The organism is Paracoccus bogoriensis (assembly GCF_019431455.1).
Lineage (GTDB): Bacteria > Pseudomonadota > Alphaproteobacteria > Rhodobacterales > Rhodobacteraceae > Paracoccus > Paracoccus bogoriensis.
Genome location: NZ_JAHYSR010000010.1, coordinates 74247 through 100110, shown reverse-complemented (window position 1 = coordinate 100110; position 25864 = coordinate 74247). Strand labels below are relative to the sequence as shown.

Here is a 25864-nt window from a genome sequence, read left to right as displayed (position 1 = left end):
AGCCCGGACATGACCGATTTCACGATGAAGACGGACGCTGACGGCGTCGCGGTGATCACCTGGGACGTGCCCGGCAAGTCGATGAACGTTCTGTCCATGGACGGTGCCGCCACGCTGAACGGGCTGATTGACGAGGCTCTGGCCGATGATGCCGTGAAGGGCATCGTCATCACCAGCGGCAAGAGGGATTTTGCGGCGGGCATGGACCTGAACGTCATCGCCGGCATGAAGGATCAGGGCGGCGCGCAGGGCGTGTTCGACGGCGTGATGTCGCTGCATCACATCCTGCGAAAGATCGAGCGCGCAGGCATGGACCCCAAGACGTTGAAGGGCGGCAAGCCTATCGCGTCTGCCCTGCCCGGCACGGCACTTGGCATTGGGCTGGAACTGCCCCTGGCCACGCACCGGATCTTTGCCGCCGACAACCCCAAGGCCAGGATCGGCCTGCCTGAAATCATGGTCGGGATCTTCCCCGGCGCGGGTGGCACGACGCGTCTGGTCCGCAAGCTGGGCGCCATGGCCGCCGCGCCGTTCCTGCTGGAAGGCAAGCTGTCCGATCCGAAAAAGGCCAAGGCCGCGGGTCTGGTGGACGAGGTCGTGGACGACCCGTTGGCTGCGGCCAAGGCCTGGGTGCTCGCGGCAAAGGAGGCCGATCTGGTCAAGCCCTGGGACGCCAAGGGCTACAAGATGCCGGGGGGCGAGCCCTATCACCCGGCGGGTTTCATGACCTTTGTCGGCGCATCGGCCATGGTGCACGCCAGGACGATGGGCGTCTATCCGGCTGCCAAGGCGCTGCTGAGTGCTGTCTATGAAGGGGCGCAGGTGCCCTTCGACCAGGCGCTGAAGATCGAGGCGCGCTGGTTTACCAATGTGCTGATGAACCCTTCCAGCACGGCCATGATCCGCAGCCTCTTCATCAACAAGGAGGCGCTTGAGAAGGGCGCGAAACGTCCCGGTGTTCCCGATCAGACCGTCCGCAAGCTCGGCGTCCTGGGTGCGGGCATGATGGGCGCGGGCATCGCCTATGTCAGCGCGCGCGCGGGCATCGAGGTCGTGCTGATCGACGCGACCCAGGCCAGCGCCGACAAGGGCAAGGCCTATTCGGAAGGCCTGATGGACAAGGCGATCGGTCGCCGGAAGGCCACCGAGGAGCAGAAGGCCGAGCTGCTGGCCCGGATCACCGCCACGACCGATTATGCCGCGCTGGAGGGCTGCGATCTGATCGTGGAAGCCGTGTTCGAGGATCCGGGCGTGAAGGCAGAGGTCACGAAGAAGGCCGAAGCCGTCATCCCCTCGGACGCGATCTTTGCCACCAACACCTCGACCTTGCCGATCAGCGATCTGGCCCGTGCCAGCGCGCGGCCCTCGCAGTTCATCGGCATCCACTTCTTCAGCCCCGTGGACAAGATGGCTCTGGTCGAGATCATCAAGGGCCGTGAAACCGGGCCGGTGGCGGTCGCCAAGGCGCTGGATTTCGTGCGCCAGATCCGCAAGACCCCGATCGTGGTGAACGATGCGCGCTTCTTCTATGCAAACCGCTGCATCATCCCGTATATCAACGAGGGCATCCGCATGGTCGCCGAAGGCGTGAACCCCACGCTGATCGAGAATGCCGCCAAGCTGATGGGGATGCCGCTTGGCCCGCTGCAACTGGTCGATGAAACCTCGATCGACCTGGGCGTCAAGATCGCAAAGGCCACCCGCGCCGCAATGGGCGACGCCTATCCGGATGGCGCAGTCGATGACGTGCTGTTCTGGATGGCCGATCAGGGCCGGATGGGGCGCAAGTCGAATTCGGGCTTTTACGCCTATGACGACGCCGGCAAGCGGCAAGGCCTGTGGGAAGGTCTGGAGGCCCGCTTCCCGCGTGCAGCCGACCAGCCCTCGCTGCAGGATGTTCAGCACCGCCTGATGTTCGCCCAGACCCTTGAGGCCGTCCGCGCGCTGGAGGAAGGTGTTCTCGAAGATATCCGCGAGGGTGATGTCGGCGCCATTCTGGGCTGGGGTTTTGCGCCCTGGTCGGGTGGCCCCTTCGGCTGGCTGGACATTCTGGGCGCAGAACGCGCGGTGGCGATCTGCGACCGTCTGGCAAAGGCGCATGGCGACCGCTTCAAGGCGCCCGCGCTTCTGCGCGACATGGCCGCGCGCAGAGACAGCTTCTACGGTCGGTTCGGAGCGGGCAAGAAGGCCGCCTGATCCGCAGCCGGGTCATTGCAACGCAAGGGGCGGGCCGCAACAGGTCCGCCCTTTTTCCGTCTGCGCCGCGCCGCAGAGAAACTTTCGCGCCGGCTTTCCGTTGAACCGGCAGAAATTCGCCATATGGTGAAGGCGTGACAGGCATGGTTGATCCTGCCGCAGACGGGGGAAATGCAGATGACCGAAGAGATCCGCAGCCGCGCATTGGCCGCACAGGCCCAGATCGAGGCGCTGACCCAGACCAGCCTGCCCCAACCTGACGATGCGCTGGTCAGCGCCTCGACCGCCGACCCCGCCACCCGCGCCGAAATCCAGCGCCGCATGGACGAGATCGACCTCAAGGACAGCAATTCCATCCTGCGCTTCGGCACGCGTGCCCAGGCCGATCTGCAACAGATCAGCCAGGCGATGCTGAACGATGTCAAGACCAAGGATGTCGGCCCCGCAGGCGACAGCCTGCGCGCGGTCGTGACCACGATCCGGGGCTTTTCCACCAGCGAACTGGACATGCGCCGCGAACGCACCTGGTGGGAAAGGCTGTTGGGCCGGGCGGCGCCTTTCGCGAAATTCGTCGCCAATTACGAACAGGTCCAGAGCCAGATCGACCGGATCACCGCCGACCTGGAGGCACACGAGCAGAAGTTGCTCAAGGATATCAAGTCCCTGGACCTTCTTTATGAAAAGACGCTGGCCTTTTATGACGAGCTTGCGCTGTATATCGCGGCGGGCGAGGAGAAACTGCGCGAGCTGGACAGCCAGATCATTCCCGAACGCGAGGCCGCGTTGCAAGGCACACCCGAGGAACAGCAGGTCATGGGCGCTCAGGAATTGCGCGATCTCAGAACCCTGCGCGACGATCTTGAGCGGCGCGTCCACGACCTCAAGCTGACGCGGCAGGTGACGATGCAATCGCTACCCTCGATCAGGCTGGTGCAGGAAAACGACAAGTCTCTGGTCACGCGCATCAATTCGACCCTGGTGAACACTGTGCCCCTGTGGGAAACACAACTGGCCCAGGCCGTTACCATCCAGCGCAGCGCCGAGGCCGCGCGCAGCGTCAAGGCAGCGACCGATCTGACCAACGAATTGCTGACCCGCAATGCCGACAACCTGCGCCAGGCCAATGCCCGGATCCGGACCGAGACCGAACGCGGCGTCTTCGACATCGAGGCCGTCAAGACCGCCAATGCCCAGCTGATCGCAACGATCGAGGACAGTCTGCGCATCGCCGACGAGGGCCGCAGCCGCCGCGCCGCCGCCGAGACCGAGCTTCAGCGGATGGAAACCGAGTTGCGCGATGCTCTGGCCTCTGCCCGCTCGCGGACACAGGGGGCGGGATGATGGCACCGGCGCGGGTTCTTGCGGGTCTGGCAGCGGCGCTGATACTGGCCGCCTGCGAGCCGGCCGAGATGCCGGCCGCGCCGACGCCCGCACCGCCCGCCCCCGAAGCGCCCGCGCTTCCCGAAACCGATCGTCAGGCGCAGCTGCGCGAGGCACGCGCCGAACGCAACCGCGCGGCCAATCGGGCAGCAATCCTTGCCTCGGCCCAAGCCAGCGATGCCAGCCGGGCGCAGCGCGATTACTACGCCCGCATGGAACGCAGCCTTCTGGCGCAGGGCCGGCTGCGGCGCGACCGCGACCCGGCCGATGCTTCCTTCGACAGCGAAATGCTGGTGCGCAACTTCGTGCGGATCGCGCTGCGCGACGAATATTCCCGCCGCGACGGCGCGCTTCTGGCCCACGAAAGCTCAGCCCCCCTGCGTCGCTGGGCCGAGCCGGTGCTGTTTCAGCCCGAATTCGGGGCGTCGATCGACCTTGGCCGCCAGCGCGCGTGGCGGGCCGAGATCGCGGATTACGCATCGCGCCTTGCGGAGGCCAGCGGCCATCCGGTGCGTCTGGACCCGCAGGACGGCAATGTCCTGGTGCTGATCCTCTCCGAGGATGAGCGCCGCAGCTTCGGCCCCCGACTGCTGGAACTGGTCCCCGGCATCCCGCCCGAAGATGTGGCGATCCTGACCGACCTGCCCCCCTCCATCACCTGCACGGTCTTTGCCTATTCGGAAGACGCAAGCCCTGTCTATGCCCGCGCGGTCGCGGTGATCCGGGCCGAATTGCCCCCGCTTCTGCGTCAATCCTGTATCCACGAGGAACTGGCTCAGGCGATGGGTCTGGTCAATGACAGCCCTGACGCGCGCCCCTCGATCTTCAACGATGACGAGGAATTCGCGCTGCTGACGCGGCATGACGAATTGCTGCTGAAGATGCTCTACGATCCGCGTCTGCGCCCCGGCATGACCGAGGATGAGGCCCTGCCGATCCTGCACCGAATCGCCGCCGAATTGCTGGCCAGCCCCATCTGAGCGACGCGGTCTCTTGCAGCTTGATCCAGGACCGGCCTGGGGCCATACAGAAGGTGCGGATTGCGAAAACGGGGGTTGCCATGTCCATCCTGAACATCCTGGGCGGAGAGTTCATCGAGGTCATCGAATGGGTCGAGGATGATCGCAACACGGTGGTCTATCGCTTTCCGACGGTGGGTCGCGCCATCAAATACGGCGCCAAGCTGACCGTGCGCGAGGGACAAGCCGCCGTGTTCGTCCATGAAGGACAACTGGCCGATGTGTTCGGACCCGGCCTTTACATGCTGGAAACCAACAACATTCCGGTGATGACGCGACTGCGCCACTGGGATCACGGCTTTCGCAGCCCTTTCAAGTCCGAGGTCTATTTCATCAACACGACCCGCTTCAACGACCTGAAATGGGGCACGCGCAACCCGATCATCGCACGCGATCCGGAATTCGGACCGGTGCGGCTGCGCGCCTTCGGCACCTATGCGATGCGCGTGACCGATCCCGCCCGCTTCATGTCCGAGATCGTCGGCACCCAGGGCGAGTTCAGCCGCGACGAGATTGCCGACCAGATCCGCAACGTGATCGTGCAGGAATTCTCGCGCGCGATTGCGGGCTCGAACATTCCGGTTCTGGACATGGCGGCCAATACCGACCAGCTTTCGGGTCTTGTCGCGCGCGCCATCGCCCCCGTGATCGAGAGTTATGGCCTGACCCTGCCCGAATTCTACATCGAGAATGTCAGTCTGCCCGCCGAGGTCGAGGCGATGCTGGACAAGCGCACCAGCATGGGCATCATCGGCGATCTGGACCGGTTCAGCCAATACGCGGCTTCGGAGGCGATGCTGAACGCCTCGAAGAACGAAGGTGGCGCGGGCGCGGGCTTCGGCGCGGCGATGGGCGCGGCGATGGGCATGGCCTCGCGCCCCGGCCCCTGGGGCACGGCGCCCCAACCCGCGCAGCAGCAGGCCCCCGCCACGCCTCCGCCCCTGCCCGGCCGCGCGCCGCAATGGCATGTGGCGATCGACGGCGCGGCGTCGGGGCCATTTCCGCAATCCGACCTGCCGCGCCTTGTGGCCGATGGCCGTCTGACGCGCGAGACGCTGGTCTGGACCGAGGGTCAGGACGGCTGGGTCGAGGCCGGCCAGGTCGCGGCGCTTGCCTCGCTCTTTGCTGCGGCGCCGCCCCCGCTGCCGCGCTGAGGCCCGGATGATCCCTGCCGAACACCGCTTTCCCTGCGGACAATGCGGGGCAAGCCTTGCCTTTCGTCCCGGCCAGCAGAGCCTTGTCTGCGACTGGTGCGGCCACCGCCAGCAGATCGGCCCCGGCCCTGCCCGCGCGCCCGGCCGCCATGCCGACGACAGCAGCGACGACACCGCCCTGCAATGGGCCGAGACCAAGCCTGCCTTGCCGCGAGGGTTGGAAGAGATCCCGCTGGAAAAGGGATTGGACCTCTATCGCGGGGCGGAAGAGATCGTGCAGACCGTTCGGACCCTGTCCTGCCCGAATTGCGGCGCGCAGGTCGATCTGGACGACAATCACCACGCCAGCGCTTGCCCCTTCTGTGCGACGCCCGTTGTCACCGATACCGGCCCGACGCGACGCATCAAGCCGCAGGGCGTGCTGCCCTTCGCAATAACCGAGGCCGAGGCCCGCGCCGCGATGAAGGCCTGGCTGGGCAGCCTGTGGTTCGCGCCCTCCGCGCTGACTGCCTATGCGCGCAAGGACCGGCGGCTGACTGGTGTCTATTCACCCTTCTGGACCTTTGACGCCGACTCCGTCTCGCATTATCGCGGCCAGCGGGGCGATGCCTACTACGTCACCGTGCAGACCATGCAGAACGTGAACGGCAAAAGCCAGATGGTCAGCCGACAAGAGCGGCGTATCCGCTGGACACCCGTCTCGGGGCGCATCACGCGGCAGTTCAACGATGTGCTGATCCCGGCCTCGACCGCGCTGCCGCCGCGCTTTGCCGAGGGGATGAAGCCTTGGGATCTGTCGTCGCTGGCGATCTATGATCCGGCTTTCCTGTCAGGTTTCGAGGCCGAGGGCTACACGGTCGCCCTGGCCGATGGTCACGAGGCCGCGCGCCGTCAGATGGCTCGGATCATTCATCAGGATGCCCGCCGCGCCATCGGCGGCGACGAGCAGCAAGTCGATCATGTGGACAGCCGTTTTGCCAACGAGACCTTCAAGCACATCCTGCTGCCGATCTGGTCGGCGGCCTATCGCTACAACGGCAAAAGCTATCGTTTCGTCGTGAACGGCCAGACCGGCAAGGTCATGGGTGAGCGCCCGTGGTCGGTCTGGAAAATCACCGGGGCCGTCGCCCTGGCGCTGGTAGCGCTAGCGGCTTTCCTGTATCTGAGCCAATAATTCAGTTTGGAGAGGCCCGGGAATGATCCTCTGTGCAGGCGAATCGCTGATCGACATGGTGCCGCAGGACGGTGTCTTCCGTCCGCTGGCCGGCGGCGCGGTCTATAACACCGCCATCGCGCTTGGCAGGCTGGGGATCGAGACGGGCTATCTGTGGCCGATCAGCACCGACCCTTTCGGCGCGCAGATCATGGCGCCTCTGGCCGAGGCGGGGGTGAACACCGATCTCTGCCCGCGCACCGACCGCCTGACCACGCTGGCGCTGGTGACACTGACGAATGGCGAGGCGCGCTATTCCTTCTACGACGAGGGATCGGCGGGCCGGATGCTGCGATCCGAGGATATCCCCCCTCTGCCGGATAGCGTCACGACCCTGTTCGCAGGCGGGATCAGTCTTGTCCCCGATCCCTGTGGCGCCACGCTCGAAGGGCTGATCGCGGCCCATCATGCGCGCCTGCCGGTGATGATCGACCCGAATATCCGGCCCTTCTTCATCAAGGATGCGAACGCCTATCGCGGCCGCTTGTCGCGGCTATTGCCGATGGCTGATATCGTCAAGATGTCGGCCGATGATCTGGAATGGCTTTATCCCGACCGCTCGCCCGAGGAGGGTGCGCGCCGCATCCTGGAATCCGGGCCGAAACTGGTCCTTGTGACGGGCGGCGAGGCCGGGGCGCGCGCGCTCTGGTCAGGCGAGACGATCCATGCGCCTGCCCTGCGGACACGGGTGGCCGACACGATCGGCGCGGGCGACACGTTCAATGCGGGCGTGCTGGCCTCTCTGGAACGGCAGGGATTGCTGTCGAAAGAGGCGCTGGCGGCGATCACCCCCGACCAGATCCGCGCGGCGCTGACCCTGGGCGCGCAGGCCGCCGCGATCACCGTGTCGCGACCCGGCGCGAACCCGCCCTGGGCGTATGAAATGCCCGCCTGAAGGTTGCAAAGGGCGCGCGGTTGTGCGCCCAGGTTCAATCAGCGGGGTGCCAGCCGCCGGGGCGGTGATCGGGGCGGCGATCCGCCGCTTCGTCCTCGACCTCGACCACGCTGCGCGCGGCGCCGGTAAAGGCCGCAAAGGCGCCTTTCTGGCGCGCGGTCCAGCGCAGATGCAGATGCAGCCCGTCCTCGGCGGCCTCTTCGCGTTCGACAACTCCCGCCTCGTGCAGCCAGGCGCGGGCGCGACCATCGGCGAAATCCAGAATCAGCTGCTCGGGCTGGCGTTCCTCATCCAGCACGGTGACAAGCGCGTGGTCGATAGCGGCGATCAGATCGTCCAGCCCCTCGCCCGTCAGGGCGCTGACCGCCTGCACGCCTTGGGTCCGGGCATCGGTGCGGCGCAGGGCCGCGCGGGTCTCGGGGCCAAGGGCGTCGATCTTGTTCCAGACCTCGATGGCGGCGACATCTTCGTCCACGCCCAGATTGTCGAGAATCTCGGCCACGTCGGCGGCCTGTTCCTCGGTCTCGGGGTGGCTGATGTCGCGGACATGCAGGATCAGGTCGGCCTCAAGCACCTCTTCCAGCGTGGCGCGGAAGGCGGCGACCAGTTCGGTGGGCAGGTCGCTGATGAAGCCCACCGTGTCCGACAGGATGATCTTGCGCCCCGAACCGCCGCCCGCAACATCCGGTAGCCGGATCGCGCGCATGGTCGGATCGAGGGTCGCAAACAGCATGTCCCTGGCAAAGACCTCGGCTCCGGTCAGGCGGTTGAACAGGGTCGATTTGCCCGCGTTGGTATAGCCCACCAGAGCCACGATGGGATAGGGCACCTTGGCGCGGGCCGCGCGGTGCAGGCTGCGGGTCTTGACGACGCGATCAAGCTGACGGCGCAGGCGGGTCATCTGTTCGTCGATGGCGCGGCGGTCGGCCTCGATCTGCGTCTCGCCGGGGCCGCCGACAAAGCCGAGCCCGCCACGCTGGCGTTCCAGGTGGGTCCAGGCCCGGACCAGCCGCGTGCGCTGATAGGAGAGCGCGGCCAGTTCGACCTGCAGCACACCCTCGCGGGTGCGGGCGCGGTCGGCAAAGATCTCCAGGATCAACCCGGTCCGGTCCAGCAGCTTGACGCCCCAATCCTTTTCCAGGTTGCGCTGCTGAACGGGCGTCACCGGCCCGTCGATCAGGACCAGTTCCACATCCAGCGCCTTGAGCCTTTCGCCGATCTCGGCCAGCTTGCCCTTGCCGAACAGCTTGCCGGGATTGGGCTCGCGTAGATTGGCGACTTCCGAGCCGACCATCTCGATCCCCGGCAGGGCCAAGGCCAGCGCCACGGCCTCGGCCAGCGCGTGTTCAGGCTCTCGCCTCTGGGTGCGCGCCCGGCCAAGGTCGGGATGGATCACATAGGCCCGCGTCGGTCGGGCCGCTGTTTCCGTCAGTTCCGCCAATCAGTCATCGCCTTCGTAAAGCGTGATCGGCTGGCCCGGCATGATCGTGCTGATGGCGTGCTTGTAAACAAGCTGCGACTGGCCGTCGCGGCGCAGAAGAACGCAGAAATTGTCGAACCAGGTGATGACACCTTGCAGCTTGACACCGTTGATCAGGAAGATCGTGACCGGCACCTTCGCCTTGCGGACGTGATTCAGGAATGCATCCTGCAGATTCTGCTTGTCGCCAGCCATTGCTTTGCCGTCCGTCTTGTTCTGTCCCTGTCAACACGATGTCTAAGCGGTTGTTCCCAGCCATGCAAGGCAGTGCGACCGCCTGTCAGCGGCGCCAGAACTCGGGCGAGAACAGCGCCAGGATCGCCAGCGTCTCGATGCGGCCGATGATCATGGCAGCGGCAAGGATTGCCTTGGTCATGTCGGGCAGACCCGACCACCCCTCCCACGGGGCCGAGGCGATGCCGGCGCTGCCTTCAAAGACCGGGGTCAGCGGGATCGCGCCCGCCAGCGGGCCGGTATTCGTCAGCGCGGCGATGGACAGGATGGTCGCCGTCTCGAACTCGACCGCCTGAATCGAGACCAGAGCCACCACCACCGCAATCGAGATGGCAAACAGCATGAAGAAGATGAAGGCCAGATAGGCCCCCTCGCGGCGCAGATGGCGCGCGATCCGCCCGCCGCCCGCCACCGCCGAGGGATGGATGATGCGCTGCATCTCGCGTTCGCCGTGTCGCGCCAGCGCATAGACGCGCAACAGCTTGACGCCGCCCGCCGTGGTCGCCACACCGCCGCCCATCATCGCCAGCCCCGCCAGGATCAGCCCTGGCGCGGTCAGCCCCGACCAGGCCCGCGCGCCCTGCCAGTCATTCGAGTTCCAGCCCGTCGTGGTCAGGTAACTCAGCGCATTGAAGGCCACGCCCCACAGCGCGCGCAGGCCCGCCCCGATGCCCGCCAGCGGCTCCTGCCCGTCCGGGCCGGCCTCGATCGCGCCGATGAAGTGGCGCAGGAACAGGACCGCCGTAACCAGCGCGACCAGCCCCGCAGCCAGCCGCAATTCGGGATCGTCGCGCAGCCTTTCGCTGGCGCGCAGCGTGCCGCCGCCCGGCCAGAAGCGCCGAGACAGGGCAGGCAGCAGGAACAGAAAGACCAGCGCCTCGCCCGCAAAGCCCGAGACCTCGCCCGCAGGCCCCAGAACCGGCGATATCCCCGAGGTGGACAGGGTTCCAAGCGCGCGGCACAGCGCCAGAAAGGACGGATCGCCCGCCAGAAGCAGCCCCACCCACAAGGCCAGCGTCAATCCGGCATAAGGGGGCAGCACCGCCTCGGCGGCGCGCAGGACGCGCAACAGAGGATCGTTGGGCGCGGATTCGATCAGCGGGCCCGCCCGTTCGGCCCGACGCAGCACCTGTCCCGTATCGGCCAGGCGGCGGGTGTCCTGGGGGTTGGTCATGAGCTCGAACCCACCCACACGCAACGGTGCAAGGATCGCCACGGCGGCGACCAGAACGAAGAAGCCGCCCATCCAGCCCACCAGCGCACGCCACAGATGCAGCGGCTGGGGCAGCAGGTCCGCCGAATAGAGCGAAGCCCCCGTCGTGGTCAGTGCCGAGACCATCTCCCACCAGGCGTTGAACCAGCCGGTATCAGGCAGGCTTTCGGCGAAGGGCAGTGCAAGGATCAGCGGCAGACCCGCAAAAACGGCCAGCATGTTCAGCAGCATCGTGGGTGCGCGGCCATCCGGACGGTTTCCCTGCATGGCCAGTCCGATCAGGAAGCAGAAGACCAGGATCAGAAGCCCGGCATAGAAGAAGTTGCGGGCAATTGCCGCATGGCCCGTGATCGAGGCATGGGCCGCAGGCAGCCACATCATCAGCGCCGCAAGGCCGCAGACCAGGACCAGCAGCGGCAGGCGCATCAGGATCGCGCGCATCGCCCGCGCCTCAGAAGTAGTCGATCGAGACCTGAAGCAGGCGCTCGACCTCGGGAACATCGGCGGTCAGGGCGAAGATCAGCACCAGATCGCCCTCGTCGATACGGGTATCGGCGGCGGGCATGACGATGCGGTCGCCCTTTTGCACGGCGCCAATCAGCGCGCCTTCGGGAAATTCGATGTCGCGGATGGTGCGGCCCGCCATCGGAGAGGTGGACAGAACCTGCGCCTCCATCACCTCGGCCTCGGCGTCCCCGATGGAATAGAGATCGCGCACCCGGCCATGCCGGATATGGCGCAGAATGGTCGAGACGGTCGTGGCGCGCGGGTTGATGTAGGCGTCGATGTCCAGCGCACCCATCAGCGGCACAAGCGTCGGGTCGTTGACCAGCGCGATGGCCATGCGCGCACCGGCCTGCTTGGCCCGGATCGAGGCCAGGATGTTCGTCTTGTCGTCATCGGTCACGGCCAGAACCGCATCGGCCGAGGAAACCGAAGCCTCATCCAGCAATTCAACCGACAGGCCGTCCCCGTTCAGCACGATGGTCCGTTCCAGCCTGTCGGCGGCGAATTCCGCGCGGGCGCGGTCGCGCTCGATCAGCTTGGCGCGGATGCGGTCGGGACGTGCCTCGAGCGCGCGGGCCACGGCCAGCCCGACATTGCCCGCGCCGATGATGACCAGCCGCTCTTGCTTGCGCGGGGGCTTGCCGAAGATGTCCAGCGTGCGGGCCACGTCATCGACATGGGCGAACACATAGATCTGATCGCCCGCGAAAAGCTGGTCGCCCGGTTCGGGCGCGAAAAGCCGCCCCTCGCGGCGCACCCCGACCACGATGGCGCGCAGGCTGGAAAACAGCTCGGAAAGCTGCCGCAGGGGCGTGTTCAGCGCCGGGCAATCGGGTTCGAGGTCGATCCCCAGCAGATGAACCCGCCCCTTGAGGAAGGTCTCGACATCAAAGGTCGAGGGCGCCGACAGACGTTGCAGCGCGGCCTTGGCGACCTCTCGTTCGGGGCTGATGACCACGTCGATGGGCAGGTGCTCGGTCCGGTAGAGGTCGGAATAGATCGCGTCGAGATAGGCGCCCGAACGCAGCCGCGCGATCTTGCGCGGCACCTGAAAGACAGAATGGGCGACCTGGCAGGTGACCATGTTCACCTCGTCCGAATGGGTCGCGGCGATGATCAGGTCGGCGTCGCGCGCGCCCGCGCGATCCAGCACATCGGGATGGCTGGCAAAGCCCGTGACGCCCTGCACATCCAGCGCATCGGTCGCCCGCCGGATCAGATCGGCATTGTTGTCGATCACCGTCACATCGTTGCGTTCGCCCGCAAGATGGCGCGCGATCTGCCAGCCGACCTGCCCGGCACCGCAAATGATGATCTTCATCGACTGCCCTCGTGTCGCACGAAACGCGCCCCCTTCCGGGTCGGCGCCTTGCAAGCCCCCTGCCTATGCCGGCCGCAGGCAAGGCGCAAGCGCGGTCACTTGCCCATCATCATGTCCTCGTCGCTGCGCATTCCACCCACCACGCCAAGCGATTTCAGCTTGCGATGCAGCGCGCTGCGCTCCATGCCCACGAACTGCGCCGTGCGGCTGATATTCCCGCCGAAGCGGTTGATCTGCGCGACAAGGTATTCGCGCTCGAACAATTCGCGCGCCTCGCGCAGGGGCATCGCGGTCACCTGCGGGCCAAGGCTCAGCGCATCGCTGTTGTCGGGAGTGGCGCCCTGCGGTTCCAGTTCCGAGGGCTGGATCGGGCCCGGACCTTCGGCCAGGATCAGCACACGTTCGATCACGTTGCGAAGCTGGCGGATATTGCCCGGCCAGCGCATGGATTGCAGCGCGGCGACGGTTTCCTCGGGCAGATCCCGCGGCGTCAGGCCCTGTGTCGCGTGGAAATGTTCGATGAAGTGGCGGGCCAGCAGGGCGATGTCGTCGCGCCGGTCCGCCAGCGAAGGCACCGCGATGGGCACCACATTCAGCCTGTCATACAATTCCTGCCGGAAGCGCCCGGCCGCGATTTCCGCCATCAGATCGCGATTGGTCGAGGACAAGACCCGCAGATCGACGCGCACCTTGTCCGACCCGCCCGCCCGGACGAATTGCTGTTCGGTCAGCACCCGCAGGATCTTGGGCTGGGTGCCAAGGGGCATGTCGCCCACCTCGTCGAAATAGATCACCCCGCCATGCGCCTGTTCCAGCAGGCCCGGTTCGATCCCGCGCTCGGCCGATTCGCGGCCGAACAGGACCTCTTCCATCCGCTCGGGCTCGATCGTGGCGCAGGGGACGGTGACGAAGGGCGCATCCGCGCGCGGGCTATGGGCGTGGATGTAGCGCGCGGCCATTTCCTTGCCGGTGCCGGGCTCGCCCGACAGCAGCACCCGCCCGTTCGAGCGCGCGACCTTGTCCAGCGCATCACGCAGACGGCGGAAGGGCGCGGAATGGCCCAGCATCTGGACCTGACGCTCGCCCCCGCGCCGCAGCGAGCTGTTTTCGCGGCGCAGGCGGCTTGTTTCCATCGCCCGGTTCACCACGACCATCAACTGGTCGATGTTGAAGGGCTTTTCGATGAAGTCATAGGCGCCCTGCTTGATCGCCGCGACGGCGATCTCGATATTGCCGTGCCCCGAGATGATGATGACCGGCACATCGGGATTGTTGCGCTTGACCTGTTTCAGGATGTCGATGCCGTCCATCCGGCTGTCCTTGAGCCAGATGTCCAGCACCATCAGCGCCGGTTCGCGCTCGTTCAGGGCGGTCACGGCCTCATCGGAATTGGCGGCCAGCCGCGTCTCGAACCCCTCGTCCTTCAGGATGTCCGCGATCAGTTCGCGGATGTCTCGTTCGTCATCGACGATCAGGATGTCGCTCATGATGTCGCCTCGTCCTTTTCTCTGCTCTTGGTCTTGGCCGCGCGGACGGGGTGGCGTTCGCGCGGCAGCCGGATTTCGGCCATTGCCCCCGGTCCATCGGGCGCGTCGGTCAGGGACAGGCTGCCGCCATGTTCCTCGACGATCTTCTTGACGATGGGCAGGCCAAGGCCCGTGCCCGTGCTTTTCAGCGTCACATAAGGCTCGAACAGGCGCGAGCGGTCGGCGGGCAGGCCGGGGCCGTTGTCGATGATGCGGATGCAGACAGTTTCGGGGGCAGTCTCCAGCGTGACGCGGATCGCGGGCACATAGCCGGAACGGTCCAGACATTCCTCGACCGCCTCGCCCGCATTCTTCAACAGGTTCGTCAGCGCCTGACGCAGCATCCCGGCATCGGCATCGACGATCACCGGGGCGTCGGGGATCTCGGTCTGCAAGGCGCCGTGCAGCGCGTCCTGCTGAAGCAGAACCACCTCGCGCAGCAGCGCCGCGATATCGGTCTCGGCGCGGTCGGGTTCGGGCATCCGCGCAAAGCGGCTGAACTCGTCCACAATGCGGCGCAGGTCGTTGGTCTGGCGGATGATCACGTCGGTATATTGTTCCAGTGCGGCCTGGTCGCCTTGGGGCACCAGAGGCCCGAACTTGCGCCGCAGGCGTTCGGCAGAAAGCTGGATCGGCGTCAGCGGGTTCTTGATCTCATGCGCCACACGGCGGGCGACATCACCCCAGGCGGCCATGCGCTGCGCGCTGACCAGTTCGGTCACATCGTCGAAGGCGACCACATATCCCTCCAGCGCGCCATCGCCGCCGCGCCTGACGGCCATGCGGACCAGCAGGCTTTCGATCCGGCCCTGACGGGTCAGGCGCACCTCGTCCTGCACGGTTTCCGCGACCGAGGCTGACAGGCGGTCGAACAGGGGCGCGAATTCCGGCACGGCTTGGGACAGAAGCGCGTCGATGTCGCGCCGGGGGTCCAGGCCCAGCAGGCGGCTGGCCGAGCGGTTGACGAAGTCGATCTCGCCAGCGGCGTCCAGACCGATCACGCCCGACGTGACCGAGGACAGCACATTGTCGAACAGGCGGCGCTGTTCGTCGGACAGACGATAACTTTCGACCAGTTCGTCGCGCTGCGCCTTGAGCTGGCGCGTCATGCGGTTGAAGGCCAGACCCAGAGTCTGGATCTCGTCGCCGGTGCGCGGCTCGGGAACCTGGACTTCGAGATCGCCCTGCCCGACCCGCTCTGTGGCCTGCGCCAGCAGACCGATGGGCCGCGACAGACGGCTGGCGAACCACAGGCCCAGCCAGATCGCGGCCGAGACCAGCAGAAGGGCAAAGCCCAGATAGACCAGCGAGAATTCAAACAGCACCCGCGCGCGCATTTCCTCGAGCTGGCGATAGTCGCCCACTGTCGCGCGCGTCTCGTCCAGAAGCCCCAGCAGGCTGCCATCGACATCGCGCGTCACATACAGATAACGGTCCGCCAAAGGCGGCAGCGCGACCAGCGCGCGGAATTCGTCATTCGCCCAGTCCTCGATCAGGACCAGTCCCTCGGTCTGCGCCTGATCCAGTTGCGCGGTCGAGGGTTCTTCATACCAGAACAGGTAGCTGCGGTCGCCCCGCGCCCGGATCTCGCCCGCGCCGTTGATGATATAGGCCTCGCGCAGGCCGCGCTGGATCAGCGCCTGTCCCTGGACCAGAAGCTGCCGCATCTCGGCATCCTCGATCAGGGGGTTGGCGCGGGCCGCCTGAGTCAGGAAGCCGGCCAGGGCGCGCGCATCCTCGGACAGATCGCGACGGTGTTCTTCCTGATAGGCTTCGGCTGCGGCCTGCGAGGTCGTGACGACCTGCTGCACCCGTTCCGAGAACCAGCCCTCGAGTCCGATATTGACCAGAACGCCGGCGAACAGCGCGACCAGCACCGTGGGCACCAGCGCCAGACCTGCGAAGATGGCGACCAGCCGCCCGTGCAGCCGCGACGCGGGCGCGTTCGTGCGCCGCGCCAGGATCAGCCGCGCCATCCGCGCCATCACGAAACCGGTCAGCAGGATCAGATAGGCCAGATCCAGCAGCAGCACCAGGCGCATCAGCCGCCCGTCCAGCCCCCGCCCCAGAGGGCCCAGCATCGCGATTGTCGCGCCGCCCAGCAGCAGCCCGACAAGCAGGATGACCCAGCCCAGAATCTTCCGGGATTCGCGCGGCAGGCGCAATCTAGCCAGATTGTCCCAGCCAAGACCTGATACGGACCCCGCCATGACCCCCACATCCGCCGTCTGTCGCGGCTTTTCCAACGCGGCGCGCGGGTCGTTGTGACCCTTGCGCTGCGACCTGTGGCGGTTTTACATCAGTTTGCGGCGCCGTGTCACCTCGATATTCAGCTCGGTCAGCTTCTTGCGCAGCGTATTGCGGTTGATCCCCAGCAGGTCGGCACAGCGCAGCTGGTTTCCGCCCGTTGCATCCAGCGCCACCTGCAGCAGCGGACGCTCGATCTCGCGCAGGATGCGGTCGTAAAGCCCCGGAGGCGGCAGTGCATCGCCATGCAGGTCGAAATAGCGTTGCAGATGCGCCTCGACCGAATCCGACAGGCGGGCATGGGCGGCGGGCATGGGGATGGTCTGTTCGGGCTGGAAGCCGACAGGGCCAACCGGCGCGTTCACGCCGGCAGGCGGGGGGGCCATACGGACGCCGGCCTGCTGGCTCAGCGCCTCGCGCATCTCGGTCGCGCTGATCTGCGGGCCGTTCGCGGTCAGCGCCAGACGGCGCATCATGTTTTCCAACTCGCGCACATTGCCCGGGAAGGGATGGGCGCGCAGCATGGCCGAGGCCTCGTCGGACAGGCTGCGTTCGGGCAGACCCTGCGAGGCCGCGCGCGCCAGCAGGTGCGAGGCCAGCGGCAGGATGTCATCGACCCGCGCGCGCAGGGGCGGCACGCTGATCGTCACCCCCGCCAGCCGGTAATAGAGGTCCGAACGCAACCGCCCCGCCGCCACATCGGCCTGGGGGTCGGGGCCGATCGTGGCCACGATGCGCGGCGCGCTGGCGCGGTCGGGGCCGCTTTCCATCGCCTCGATCATGCCGATCAGGCGGGCCTGCGCGGCCGGATCGAAGCCCGCCGGGTTCTCGATGACGATGGTGCCGCCGCGGGCGCGGTCGGTGGCGCGGGCGATGGCCTCGTCTCCGGAATCGGCCGAGGTCAGAATCGCAAGCCCCCCTTCGCGGCGATCCGACAGGTCGTGAAAGCTGCGTGCGATGGTGGTCTTGCCTACGCCCGCCTCGCCCGCGATCAGGACGGGCAGATCGGCGTTCAGCACCCGCGCGACCATGCGGAACAGCGCCTGCATCGCGGGCGCGTGGCCGATCAGGGGCATGGCCGGATCGGCCGTATCGCGCGGCGCGGCCAGCGGTTCGGGGACAGGATCGGATTTGCGCGGGCGGCGCGACAGGGCCTGGCCTGCCCTGGACATCAGGTCTGGCAGGTCAAAGGGCTTGGGCAGATATTCGAAAGCCTCGGCCTCGGTGGCGCGGATCGCGGTGACGATGGTGTTCTGCGCCGAAATCACGATGACCGGCAGATCAGGGCGCATTTCGCGAAAACGGGGAATACGATCAATGCCGTTGCCGTCGGGCATCATCACGTCGGTGATGACCAGATCTCCGCGCCCCTCCTCGACCCATTTCGACAATTGCGCCAGGCTGCCGGTCGCATGGACGCGACAGCCCGCGCGCGTCAGTGCCTGCGTCAGCACCGTGCGGATGGTGCGGTCGTCGTCAGCGATCAGAACGGTTCCGTCCATGGGTTCGGTCCTTATGCCTTGGGCAGTGAAAGTCGGAAAACGGTGCGTCCAGGGCGGCTGTCCACGCGGATCAGTGCGCCGTGGTCGGTGATGATCTTGCTGACCAGCGCCAGCCCCAGCCCGGTGCCGTTCTCGCGCCCCGAGACGAAGGGCTCGAAGACCTGATCGGCGATCGCAGGGGGAAAGCCCGGCCCGTTATCTTCGACCTCGATCTGCAGGGGCAGCGGGCGGCCTGCGGGATCGGCCTCGTCGGGGGGGCGGCGCAGGGTGTGGTCATAGAAGCTGCGCAGCCGGATCAAGCCGCCCGTCTTGCCCGCCAGCGCCTCGGCGGCGTTCTTCACCAGGTTCAGGCAGACCTGCATCAGCTGGTCGGCATCCGCCAGTGCCATGGGCAGCGAGGGGTCGTAATCGGTCACGATCCGCAGGCCCCTGGCGAAACCCACCTGGGCCGAGCGGCGGACCTGTTCCAGCACGTCATGGATGTTGACCGGCGCCAGAATCGGCGGCGAAGTATCGCCGAAGCGCTCCACCTGATCCAGCAGCGCGACGATGCGGCGCGATTCGCTGACGATCATCTCGGCCATCTCGCGGTCTTCGGGGCTGGCGTTCATTGCCATCAACTGAGCCGCGCCGCGAATGCCCGCCAGCGGGTTCTTGATCTCGTGGGCCAGCATCTCGGCCATGCCGATGGCGCTGCGCGCGGCGCTGCGGATGCTGCGGCTTTGATGGATGCCGTCCAATTCCTGCGGGACGATGAGCAGGCTGACCGCGCCCCCGGATTCGGCGCCCCGGCCCAGATGGACGGCGGCGCGGCGCGTCAGATGGCCGCCCGCCCGGTCGCCGATCTCGAATGCGACCGAGGGGTGATAGCCCGTCTCATCGGTCGCCTTGACCCGTGCGATCATCGGCGCCAGCGCCGGGTCGATCCGCAGCCGCGTGGCGATCTCGTCGCCCTCCAGCGCCTTGCCCAGGGTCGAGTTGCGCGACAGGTTCAGCCAGAACTCCGCCGCCTCGTTCATGGCGGCAATGCGCCCGCAGCCGTCAAGGATCAGCGCGGGCAGCGGCAGGCAGTCCCAGCCCGGCCCCGGTTGCGCCTCGACGAAATCGCGGGGGCGGGAATGGCTCATGCGGCCTCCTGCGCGGGATGGGGGGCCTCGGCGAAGGCGCGCGCGATCAGGGCCAGGGTCGCGGCGGGGGTCTCGGCCTGCACCAGTTCGGCGCGTCGGGGGGAACGGGCGGCTTCGGCATACCAGCCCAGATGCTTGCGCGCGACGCGCAGGCCCAGCTCGGTGCCGTAGAAGCCCAGGATATCCTCGTAATGTTCGGCCACCAGATCGACCAGGGCCGCGCCCTGCGGCACCTCGGGCGCGGGCGCGCCCCATAGCTCATGCGCGATCTGCGCCAGCAGCCAGGGCCGCCCCTGCGCACCGCGCCCCACCATCACCGCATCCGCCCCCGAGGCCGCCAGCGCGGCCCGGGCGCTGGCCGCATCCACCACATCGCCATTCGCGACCACAGGCGGACGCCCCGGCAGATCGGCCACCGCCCGGATTGCCGCCCAATCTGCCCGCCCCTTGTAGAACTGCGCCCGCGTGCGGCCATGCACGGTCAGCATGGCGACCCCCGCATCGCGCGCCCGCCCCGCCAGATCGGCGGCGTTCAGGCAATCGTCATCCCAGCCCAACCGCATCTTCAGCGTGACCGGCACGCTGACCGCGCCCAGCACCGCATCGACCAGCCTCATCGCGTGATCCAGATCGCGCATCAATGCCGCGCCGGACAGACCGCCCGTCACCTTCTTGGCCGGGCAGCCCATGTTGATGTCGATGATCCGCGCGCCCATCCCCGCCACAATGCGGGCGGTTTCGGCCATCGCCGCCGCCTCGCGTCCCGCGATCTGGACGCTGACGGGCCCCCGTCCCTCGGTCAGGGCCTTGGCGCGCACCGCCGCGCGGGTCGAGGGGCGGGGCGTCACCATCTCGGACGAAGCGACCATCTCGCTGACCATCAGCCCCGCGCCAAAGCGCGCAACGGCGCGGCGAAACGGCAGATCGGTGATTCCCGCCATGGGTGCAAGAAACACCGGCGGGCCAAGCTGCGTATCGCCTAGGATGATCGGTTGCGATTTGTGCATGACTTCTCCTTCGCGCCGGGCCGGCAAGCCCGCAAGGGCAGCAATCCCCGCGTGCAATGCCCAATTCGCAGGCGGGATGTCTCTGCCTTTCATTTGATCACATCGCACATGAAAAGGGCAGATGCGATGCGAACCGCTGCCAGGCCACGGCACCAGCCCGCATGTGCGTGCCCGTGCGTGCCGGTGCCACGGCGCAAACCGACATGCTGTCGCATCTGCGGGGGCAATGCGTCGCGGACAGACGTGGCCGCGGGTTGCCGCTCCTGCTTAGATGGGTGCCGGAATGCAAGGGGGAAGGGTGAACCATGTTCCTGTCGGTCTTCGATCTGTTCAAGCCGGGCGTCGGTCCGTCATCCTCGCATACGATGGGGCCGATGGTGGCGGGCGCGCGCTTTCTGGACGACCTGCGCGCCCAGCCCTTCACCGCGCATGGGCTGCGCGCCAGCCTGCATGGCAGCCTGGCCTTCACCGGCAAGGGACATGCGACCGACCGCGCCACGATCCTGGGCCTGGCCGGGTTCCACCCCGCCACGCTGGACCCCGACCAGGCCGAGGCCGCCTTGGCCGAGAACCGCGCCAGCAAGCGGCTGCAACCGCCCGGCCTTGCGGCCCTGGCCTTCGATCCCGACCGGGATCTGCGCTTAGACTACGACAACCCCCTGCCAGGCCACGCCAACGGCATGACCATCTCGGCCACCGACGCGCAGGGCGACGTGATCCTGCACCGCGTCTATTACTCGATCGGGGGCGGCTTCGTGCTGACTGCCGAGGAACTGGCCGCACGGGCGGGCGAGACACGCAGCGATGCCTCGGTCTCGGTGCCCTATCCCTTTGCCAGCGCCGCCGAGATGTTGGCCATGGCCGAGGCTTCGGGCAAGTCCATCGCCCGGATGAAAGAGGAAAACGAACTTTGCTTCCGCGCCCCCGGCGAACTGCGCGAAGGGCTGGCGCGGATCTGGGCGATCATGCGCGACTGCATGGACCGGGGTCTTGCGACCGAAGGCGTGTTGCCCGGCGGGCTGAACGTGCGCCGCCGCGCCGCCGCCATCCACCGCAAGCTGATCCAGGAACGCGGGCTGAACATGACCGCGCCTCATGTCATCAACGACTGGATGAGCGTCTATGCCATGGCCGTGAACGAGGAAAACGCAGCCGGCGGCCGTGTCGTCACCGCGCCCACGAACGGCGCGGCCGGGACGGTGCCCGCCGTGATCCGCTACTGGCTGGACCATGTGCCGGGCGCGTCCGAGCGGCTCTTGCCCGATTTCCTGCTGACAGCGGCGGCGATCGGCGGGCTGATCAAGCATAATGCCAGCATCTCGGGCGCGGAATGCGGCTGCCAGGCCGAGGTGGGCAGCGCCAGTGCGATGGCCGCCGCCGGGCTGGCCGCCGTTCTGGGCGGCACGCCCCGGCAAGTCGAGAACGCCGCCGAGATCGCGCTGGAACATCATCTGGGCATGACCTGCGATCCGGTGAAGGGCCTTGTGCAGGTGCCCTGCATCGAAAGGAACGGCCTTGGCGCGATCAAGGCCGTCAGCGCCGCCAGCCTGGCCCTGCGCGGCGATGGCAGCCATATCGTGCCGCTGGACGCGGCCATCGAGACGATGCGCCAGACCGGCCGCGACATGTCCGACAAATACAAGGAAACCTCGCTTGGCGGACTGGCCGTGAACGTGCCGAATTGCTGATGCGCCAGGGCGGGCGGTGTCCTGCCCATCCGGCGCTGCCTGCTTGCCGTGCCGGGCCGGGGTTGCTAACGCTTGTGCGACAGTGATCCCGTTGCCATCCAGAGGCCAGAGCCCATGTTCTCGCGTTTCGCGCTTGTCGCGTTGATGACCCTGCCCCTTGCCGCTTGCGACAGCGAGGCCATGACCGACCTGCGCCGCAATATCGGCCTTGGCGCCGAGGCCGAGTCGCAGCCCGAGACGCCGGCAGGGCCACGCCCGCCCGCTGTTTCGCCGCTGGTCCAACCCATCGAGACCGGCGCCGAGGCCCGCCCCGTCGCCACGGTCGAGCCCCTCACCTATCGCGCCCAGGCCTTTGTGGCGCGCGGCAACGAGCCTTTCTGGAACGTGCAGGTCGCCGGCAACACCGCCACCTATCGCACGCCCGACAACCAATCCGGCCGTATCATCCAGGTCAACCGCCTGAACTTTGCCGGCGGCGTCGAATATATCGGCGTGCTGGGCGGGCGGCCCTTCGTGCTGAACCTGCGCCCGGGCGAATGTCAGGACAGCATGGCCGGCGAAGGTTTTCCGCTGACCGCGCGGCTGACGGTGCAGGGCCAGACCCGAACGGGCTGCGCCGCGCCAGGCACCGCCACCGCTACCGATGCCCCGGCCAACTGAGCCGGTTCCGGTGCGCCCTCACGCATGATTGTGTGGCGCGCCGCAACGATCCCTGCCAGAGGCGGACCGACCCCACCTCTGACCAGCCGCCACGATCGCCAAGAGGATGCTGCCCATGCGCCGATCACCCCTGCTGCGCCAGCTTCTGGCCACCACCCTGCCCCTTGCGGTGCTGACGATCCCCGGCGCGGCCCCCGCCGATCCGCTGGTCGCGCGTAACATGTCGGCCTATGGTATGCCCGGCGGAATCGACACGCCCACCGCCGAAACCCTGCCCGAGGGCAGTCTTGGCGCGACCATATCCTATTCGGATTATGCCTTGCGCAACAACGTCTTCTTTCAGGTTCTTCCGCAGTTGACGGCCAATCTGCGCTATTCCCGCGTGGACGGGATCAACGATTTCCGCAATGACGGCTTCATCTGGGACCGGTCCTTCGACCTGCGCTACCAGCTCTTCGAGCAGCAGGGCTGGCGGCCGGCTGTCTCCATCGGCCTTCAGGACTTTCTAGGCACCGGCGTCTATTCGGGCGAATACATCGTGGCGACCCGGCAGGTCACGCCGAATGTCCGGGCCAGCATCGGGCTTGGCTGGGGCACGCTGGCGGGTCGGCCGCGCGTGATCGACGCCGCCGATCTGGGCGGCACCGCCAATACCAGCGACTGGTTCCGAGGCGAAGCGCGGCCCTTCGGCTCGGTGTCGTGGGACGTGAACGACCGGCTGACCCTGACGGCGGAATATTCCAACGATGTCTATCAGGCCAGCTACAGCAATGGCGGCTTTTTCCAGCAGGGCAGTGCCGAGCCGGGCCGGCTGAATTTCGGCGCCAGCTACCGGATGCGCCGGAACTATCAGCTTGGTCTCTATACGATCGGCAATGAAAGCATCGGCGCACAGTTCACCGTGACGCTGAACCCGCGCGAGGCCGCCTATCCCTCGGGGTTGGAAAAGGCCCCCGCCCCGGTGCGCCCGCGCCCCGCCCCCGCCGCCGATCCCGAGGCCTGGTCGCCCGAATGGGCCAGCGACCCCACCGCCCGCCCCGTGCTGCAAAAGGTTCTGGCCGATGCGCTGGCAAAAGAGGGACAGATCCTCGAATCGATGACCCTGTCGGCCACGCGGGCGGAATTGCGCATCCGCAACAACCGCTACAACCAGCAGGCGCAGGCGATCGGGCGCACCGCGCGTCTGATGACCCGCGCCCTGCCTGCCACGGTCGAAACCTTCGTGATCACCTCGTCGGCGGACGGGCTGCCGACCTCGTCCGTCACCCTGCGCCGCAGCGATATCGAGCGGCTTGAAAACACCGAAGTCGGCCAGATCGCCGCCGCAACCGACCTGTCGGATGCCACCCCCCGTCCCGCCGGGCTGATCCAGACCGAGGATCTGTTCCCGCGCTTCCGCTGGCGGATCGGGCCCTATTTCGATCTGGGCCTCTTCGATCCCGAAGAACCCCTGCGCTACGAATTCGGCGCCGAGGCGCGGGCCAGCTATGAATTGCTGCCCGGCCTGATCGCCACCGGCGCCATCCGCCAGCGCGCCTTCGGCGACATCAGGCAAAGCGGCCCCGGCGTTCCGGGCGAACGCGGCCGCCGCTTTACCCCCGAGGAATATCTGGCCGATCCCTCGCTTGAGACCACGCCCGAAGGTGTGCCGCGCGTGCGGTCGGACACGCGGATGTATGCGGGCAATACCAGCCCGATCATTCCGGAACTGACGCTGGCCTGGTTCGCCAAGCCCTCGGATCAGGTCTATAGCCGCGTGACCGTGGGCCTGCTGGAACGCGCCTATGGCGGCGTCTCGGCCGAGGTGTTGTGGAAACCGGTCAACTCGCCCCTGGCCTTCGGCGCCGAGGTGAACCGCGTGCGCAAGCGCGATTTCGATGCGCGGTTCGATTTCCGCGATTACGAGGTCACGACGGGCCATGTCTCGGCCTATTACGAACTCAGCCAGGGCTTCATTGCGCAGCTTGATGTCGGCCAGTATCTGGCGGGCGACCGGGGCGCGACCTTCACGCTGACCCGCGAATTCGCCAATGGCTGGCGGGTCGGCGCCTATGCGACCAAGACCGACCTGTCGGCCGAGGAATTCGGCGAAGGCAGCTTCGACAAGGGCGTGACCTTCTCGATCCCGATTTCCTGGGCGACCGGCACGCCGACCCGCGAGCGGGCCGAAAGCCGCATCCGTTCGCTGTCGCGTGACGGGGGCGCGCGGGTCGAGGTCAAGGATCGTCTCTATGACAAGGTGCGCGACAGCCACGGCGTCAGGATGCAACAGGGCTGGGGGAGTTTCTGGCGATGATCTTGAAACCGATGAAGGCCTTGACCGCCTTGGCCCTGCTGGGCGCGCTGGCCGCCTGCGGCAACGAGGGTCCGGGCGTCGTGACGCGCACCGCGCAGGCGGTGCTGGCCGACCGCGTCGCCCGCGCCCAAGGCGCGCCAGAGACGACCGCACCCGCCCGCAGTGACGCCGAACGCGCCGCCGAGGCTCTGCGCGTCAATCCCGGTCCCCTGATCCAGGTCGGGTTCGAGACGCTGGGCCAGACGCAGATCATGGCCATGGTCGGCCAGAATGGCGCGATGCGGACCTACATGACCCCTTCGGAAGAGGCCGTGATCCTGCGCGGTGGCATGCTGGTCGGCACCCGCGGTCTGGGCCGCGACCTGTCGGTCGCCGAGCCGGGCACCGAGGCGCTGATCCGGGCGGGCCGTGCCGGTCAGGGCACGCGTATCATGCGCTATCTGTCAGGCGACGGGCTGGAACGGCCGCTGCAATTCGCCTGCACCGTCGCGCCGGGCCCGCAGACCGGATTGATGACCGAAGACTGCGAAGGCCACGGCACGCGCTTCCAGAACACCTATGCGCTGGAGGGCGGGCAGATTCTTGCCTCGCGGCAATGGGTAGGCCCGGGACTGGGCCATGTGACGATCGCGACGCTGCGGCCCTGACAGGGCGCCACGCGGAACAGGAAAACGCCGGTCCCTGCGGGGCCGGCGTTTTCCTGTTACCGCGTCACGGCATTTGCGGGGCGGACAAAAGGAAAGGGGCCGACCCGAACGGGCCAGCCCCCTGTCAACGGGCCATCGAACGACCCGCCGGATATCAGCTGTCGTCGCTGTCCGAAGCGACGGCGGCGATCACGGCCAGCAGCAGCAGGGCCGGAACGACCAGGCCAGCGTTGGTGGTGGCGGCGCTTTCTTCGACGATGACGGGCTCGACTTCGACGACGGGGGCAACGAAGCCACCAGCGAAGGCCGAGGTAGCCGACAGGGTCAGTGCGGCAGCGAGAGTAGCGAATTTGGTCATGATCATGCTCCGTTTCATTGAAGGCTGCCGTCACCGGCAACATCGGTGCGACACTTGCACAAACCCGGACGCTTGAAAAGAAGCATTAATTCAGAGGCGCGCCGGGTCCAGGCAGGTGTTGCATATTGGCAAACACGCTTGGTGGCGCTTCGTTCCGGACGGGGCCATTACCTTGGAAAAGCGTGGCAAAATCG

The 25864-nt window shown here is 67.0% G+C and carries 20 protein-coding genes; 10 read left to right on the top strand and 10 right to left on the bottom strand.

Annotated features, from left to right (window positions below; genetic code table 11):
• The first annotated feature begins 9 nt into the window (after window positions 1-9).
• The 6 genes from KY389_RS06970 (at window position 10) to KY389_RS06945 (ending at window position 7857) form a co-directional block, all read left to right on the top strand.
• Window positions 10-2196, top strand: a complete 2187-nt coding sequence (locus KY389_RS06970; protein ID WP_219830155.1) for a 3-hydroxyacyl-CoA dehydrogenase NAD-binding domain-containing protein — start codon at window positions 10-12, stop codon at window positions 2194-2196.
• A 177-nt stretch (window positions 2197-2373) separates the two neighbouring features.
• Window positions 2374-3537: a toxic anion resistance protein gene (locus KY389_RS06965; RefSeq protein WP_219830153.1), complete on the top strand. Its 1164-nt coding sequence runs from the start codon at window positions 2374-2376 to the stop codon at window positions 3535-3537.
• A complete protein-coding gene (locus KY389_RS06960) occupies window positions 3534-4556 on the top strand; it encodes a DUF2927 domain-containing protein (RefSeq protein ID WP_219830151.1) in 1023 nt (340 codons plus the stop codon). The genes KY389_RS06965 and KY389_RS06960 overlap by 4 nt, the downstream gene beginning before the upstream one ends.
• Window positions 4557-4636: 80 nt before the next feature.
• Window positions 4637-5749: an SPFH domain-containing protein gene (locus KY389_RS06955; protein WP_219830149.1), complete on the top strand. Its 1113-nt coding sequence runs from the start codon at window positions 4637-4639 to the stop codon at window positions 5747-5749.
• Between the two features lie 7 nt (window positions 5750-5756).
• The gene (locus tag KY389_RS06950; RefSeq protein ID WP_219830147.1) at window positions 5757-6923 is read left to right on the top strand and encodes a TFIIB-type zinc ribbon-containing protein; all 1167 of its coding nucleotides are present in this window, start codon (window positions 5757-5759) and stop codon (window positions 6921-6923) included.
• Between the two features lie 22 nt (window positions 6924-6945).
• The gene (locus KY389_RS06945) at window positions 6946-7857 is read left to right on the top strand and encodes a carbohydrate kinase family protein (RefSeq protein ID WP_219830145.1); all 912 of its coding nucleotides are present in this window, start codon (window positions 6946-6948) and stop codon (window positions 7855-7857) included.
• A 34-nt stretch (window positions 7858-7891) separates the two neighbouring features.
• On the opposite strand, the gene hflX is transcribed toward KY389_RS06945, so the two are convergent.
• The 9 genes from hflX to dusB all read right to left on the bottom strand — a co-directional run bounded on the left by hflX (window position 7892) and on the right by dusB (window position 20021).
• Window positions 7892-9298, bottom strand: a complete 1407-nt coding sequence (gene hflX, locus KY389_RS06940) for a GTPase HflX (protein WP_219830143.1) — start codon at window positions 9296-9298, stop codon at window positions 7892-7894.
• On the bottom strand, window positions 9299-9532 hold the full coding sequence (gene hfq, locus KY389_RS06935; protein ID WP_119885907.1) for an RNA chaperone Hfq: 234 nt from the start codon (window positions 9530-9532) through the stop codon (window positions 9299-9301).
• A gap of 85 nt (window positions 9533-9617) precedes the next feature.
• Window positions 9618-11225, bottom strand: a complete 1608-nt coding sequence (locus tag KY389_RS06930) for a TrkH family potassium uptake protein (RefSeq protein ID WP_219830141.1) — start codon at window positions 11223-11225, stop codon at window positions 9618-9620.
• 10 nt (window positions 11226-11235) lie between these two features.
• On the bottom strand, window positions 11236-12612 hold the full coding sequence (trkA, locus tag KY389_RS06925) for a Trk system potassium transporter TrkA (RefSeq protein ID WP_219830139.1): 1377 nt from the start codon (window positions 12610-12612) through the stop codon (window positions 11236-11238).
• A 95-nt stretch (window positions 12613-12707) separates the two neighbouring features.
• On the bottom strand, window positions 12708-14099 hold the full coding sequence (gene ntrX / locus KY389_RS06920; RefSeq protein WP_219830137.1) for a nitrogen assimilation response regulator NtrX: 1392 nt from the start codon (window positions 14097-14099) through the stop codon (window positions 12708-12710).
• The gene (locus KY389_RS06915; RefSeq protein WP_219830135.1) at window positions 14096-16348 is read right to left on the bottom strand and encodes a sensor histidine kinase NtrY-like; all 2253 of its coding nucleotides are present in this window, start codon (window positions 16346-16348) and stop codon (window positions 14096-14098) included. The genes ntrX and KY389_RS06915 overlap by 4 nt, the downstream gene beginning before the upstream one ends.
• A gap of 84 nt (window positions 16349-16432) precedes the next feature.
• Window positions 16433-17887, bottom strand: coding sequence for a response regulator (locus KY389_RS06910; RefSeq protein ID WP_219830133.1), 1455 nt, complete (start codon window positions 17885-17887; stop codon window positions 16433-16435).
• Between the two features lie 11 nt (window positions 17888-17898).
• Window positions 17899-19014: a two-component system sensor histidine kinase NtrB gene (locus KY389_RS06905; RefSeq protein WP_219830131.1), complete on the bottom strand. Its 1116-nt coding sequence runs from the start codon at window positions 19012-19014 to the stop codon at window positions 17899-17901.
• Window positions 19011-20021: a tRNA dihydrouridine synthase DusB gene (gene dusB / locus KY389_RS06900; RefSeq protein WP_219830129.1), complete on the bottom strand. Its 1011-nt coding sequence runs from the start codon at window positions 20019-20021 to the stop codon at window positions 19011-19013. Before dusB ends, KY389_RS06905 begins: the two co-directional genes overlap by 4 nt.
• A 305-nt stretch (window positions 20022-20326) precedes the next feature.
• On the opposite strand from dusB, the gene KY389_RS06895 reads away from it, so the two are divergent.
• The 4 genes from KY389_RS06895 (at window position 20327) to KY389_RS06880 (ending at window position 25312) form a co-directional block, all read left to right on the top strand.
• On the top strand, window positions 20327-21709 hold the full coding sequence (locus KY389_RS06895; RefSeq protein ID WP_219830127.1) for an L-serine ammonia-lyase: 1383 nt from the start codon (window positions 20327-20329) through the stop codon (window positions 21707-21709).
• A gap of 114 nt (window positions 21710-21823) precedes the next feature.
• Window positions 21824-22369: a hypothetical protein gene (locus KY389_RS06890; protein WP_219830125.1), complete on the top strand. Its 546-nt coding sequence runs from the start codon at window positions 21824-21826 to the stop codon at window positions 22367-22369.
• A gap of 115 nt (window positions 22370-22484) precedes the next feature.
• Window positions 22485-24665 (top strand): YjbH domain-containing protein, encoded by a 2181-nt coding sequence (locus tag KY389_RS06885; RefSeq protein WP_219830124.1) that lies wholly within the window; start codon window positions 22485-22487, stop codon window positions 24663-24665.
• Complete coding sequence (locus KY389_RS06880; protein ID WP_219830122.1) at window positions 24662-25312, top strand: YjbF family lipoprotein; 651 nt, start codon at window positions 24662-24664, stop codon at window positions 25310-25312. Before KY389_RS06885 ends, KY389_RS06880 begins: the two co-directional genes overlap by 4 nt.
• Before the next feature lie 154 nt (window positions 25313-25466).
• Here KY389_RS06880 and KY389_RS06875 read toward each other — a convergent pair whose 3' ends face one another.
• Window positions 25467-25676, bottom strand: coding sequence for a hypothetical protein (locus KY389_RS06875; RefSeq protein WP_219830121.1), 210 nt, complete (start codon window positions 25674-25676; stop codon window positions 25467-25469).
• Window positions 25677-25864: the final 188 nt, after the last annotated feature.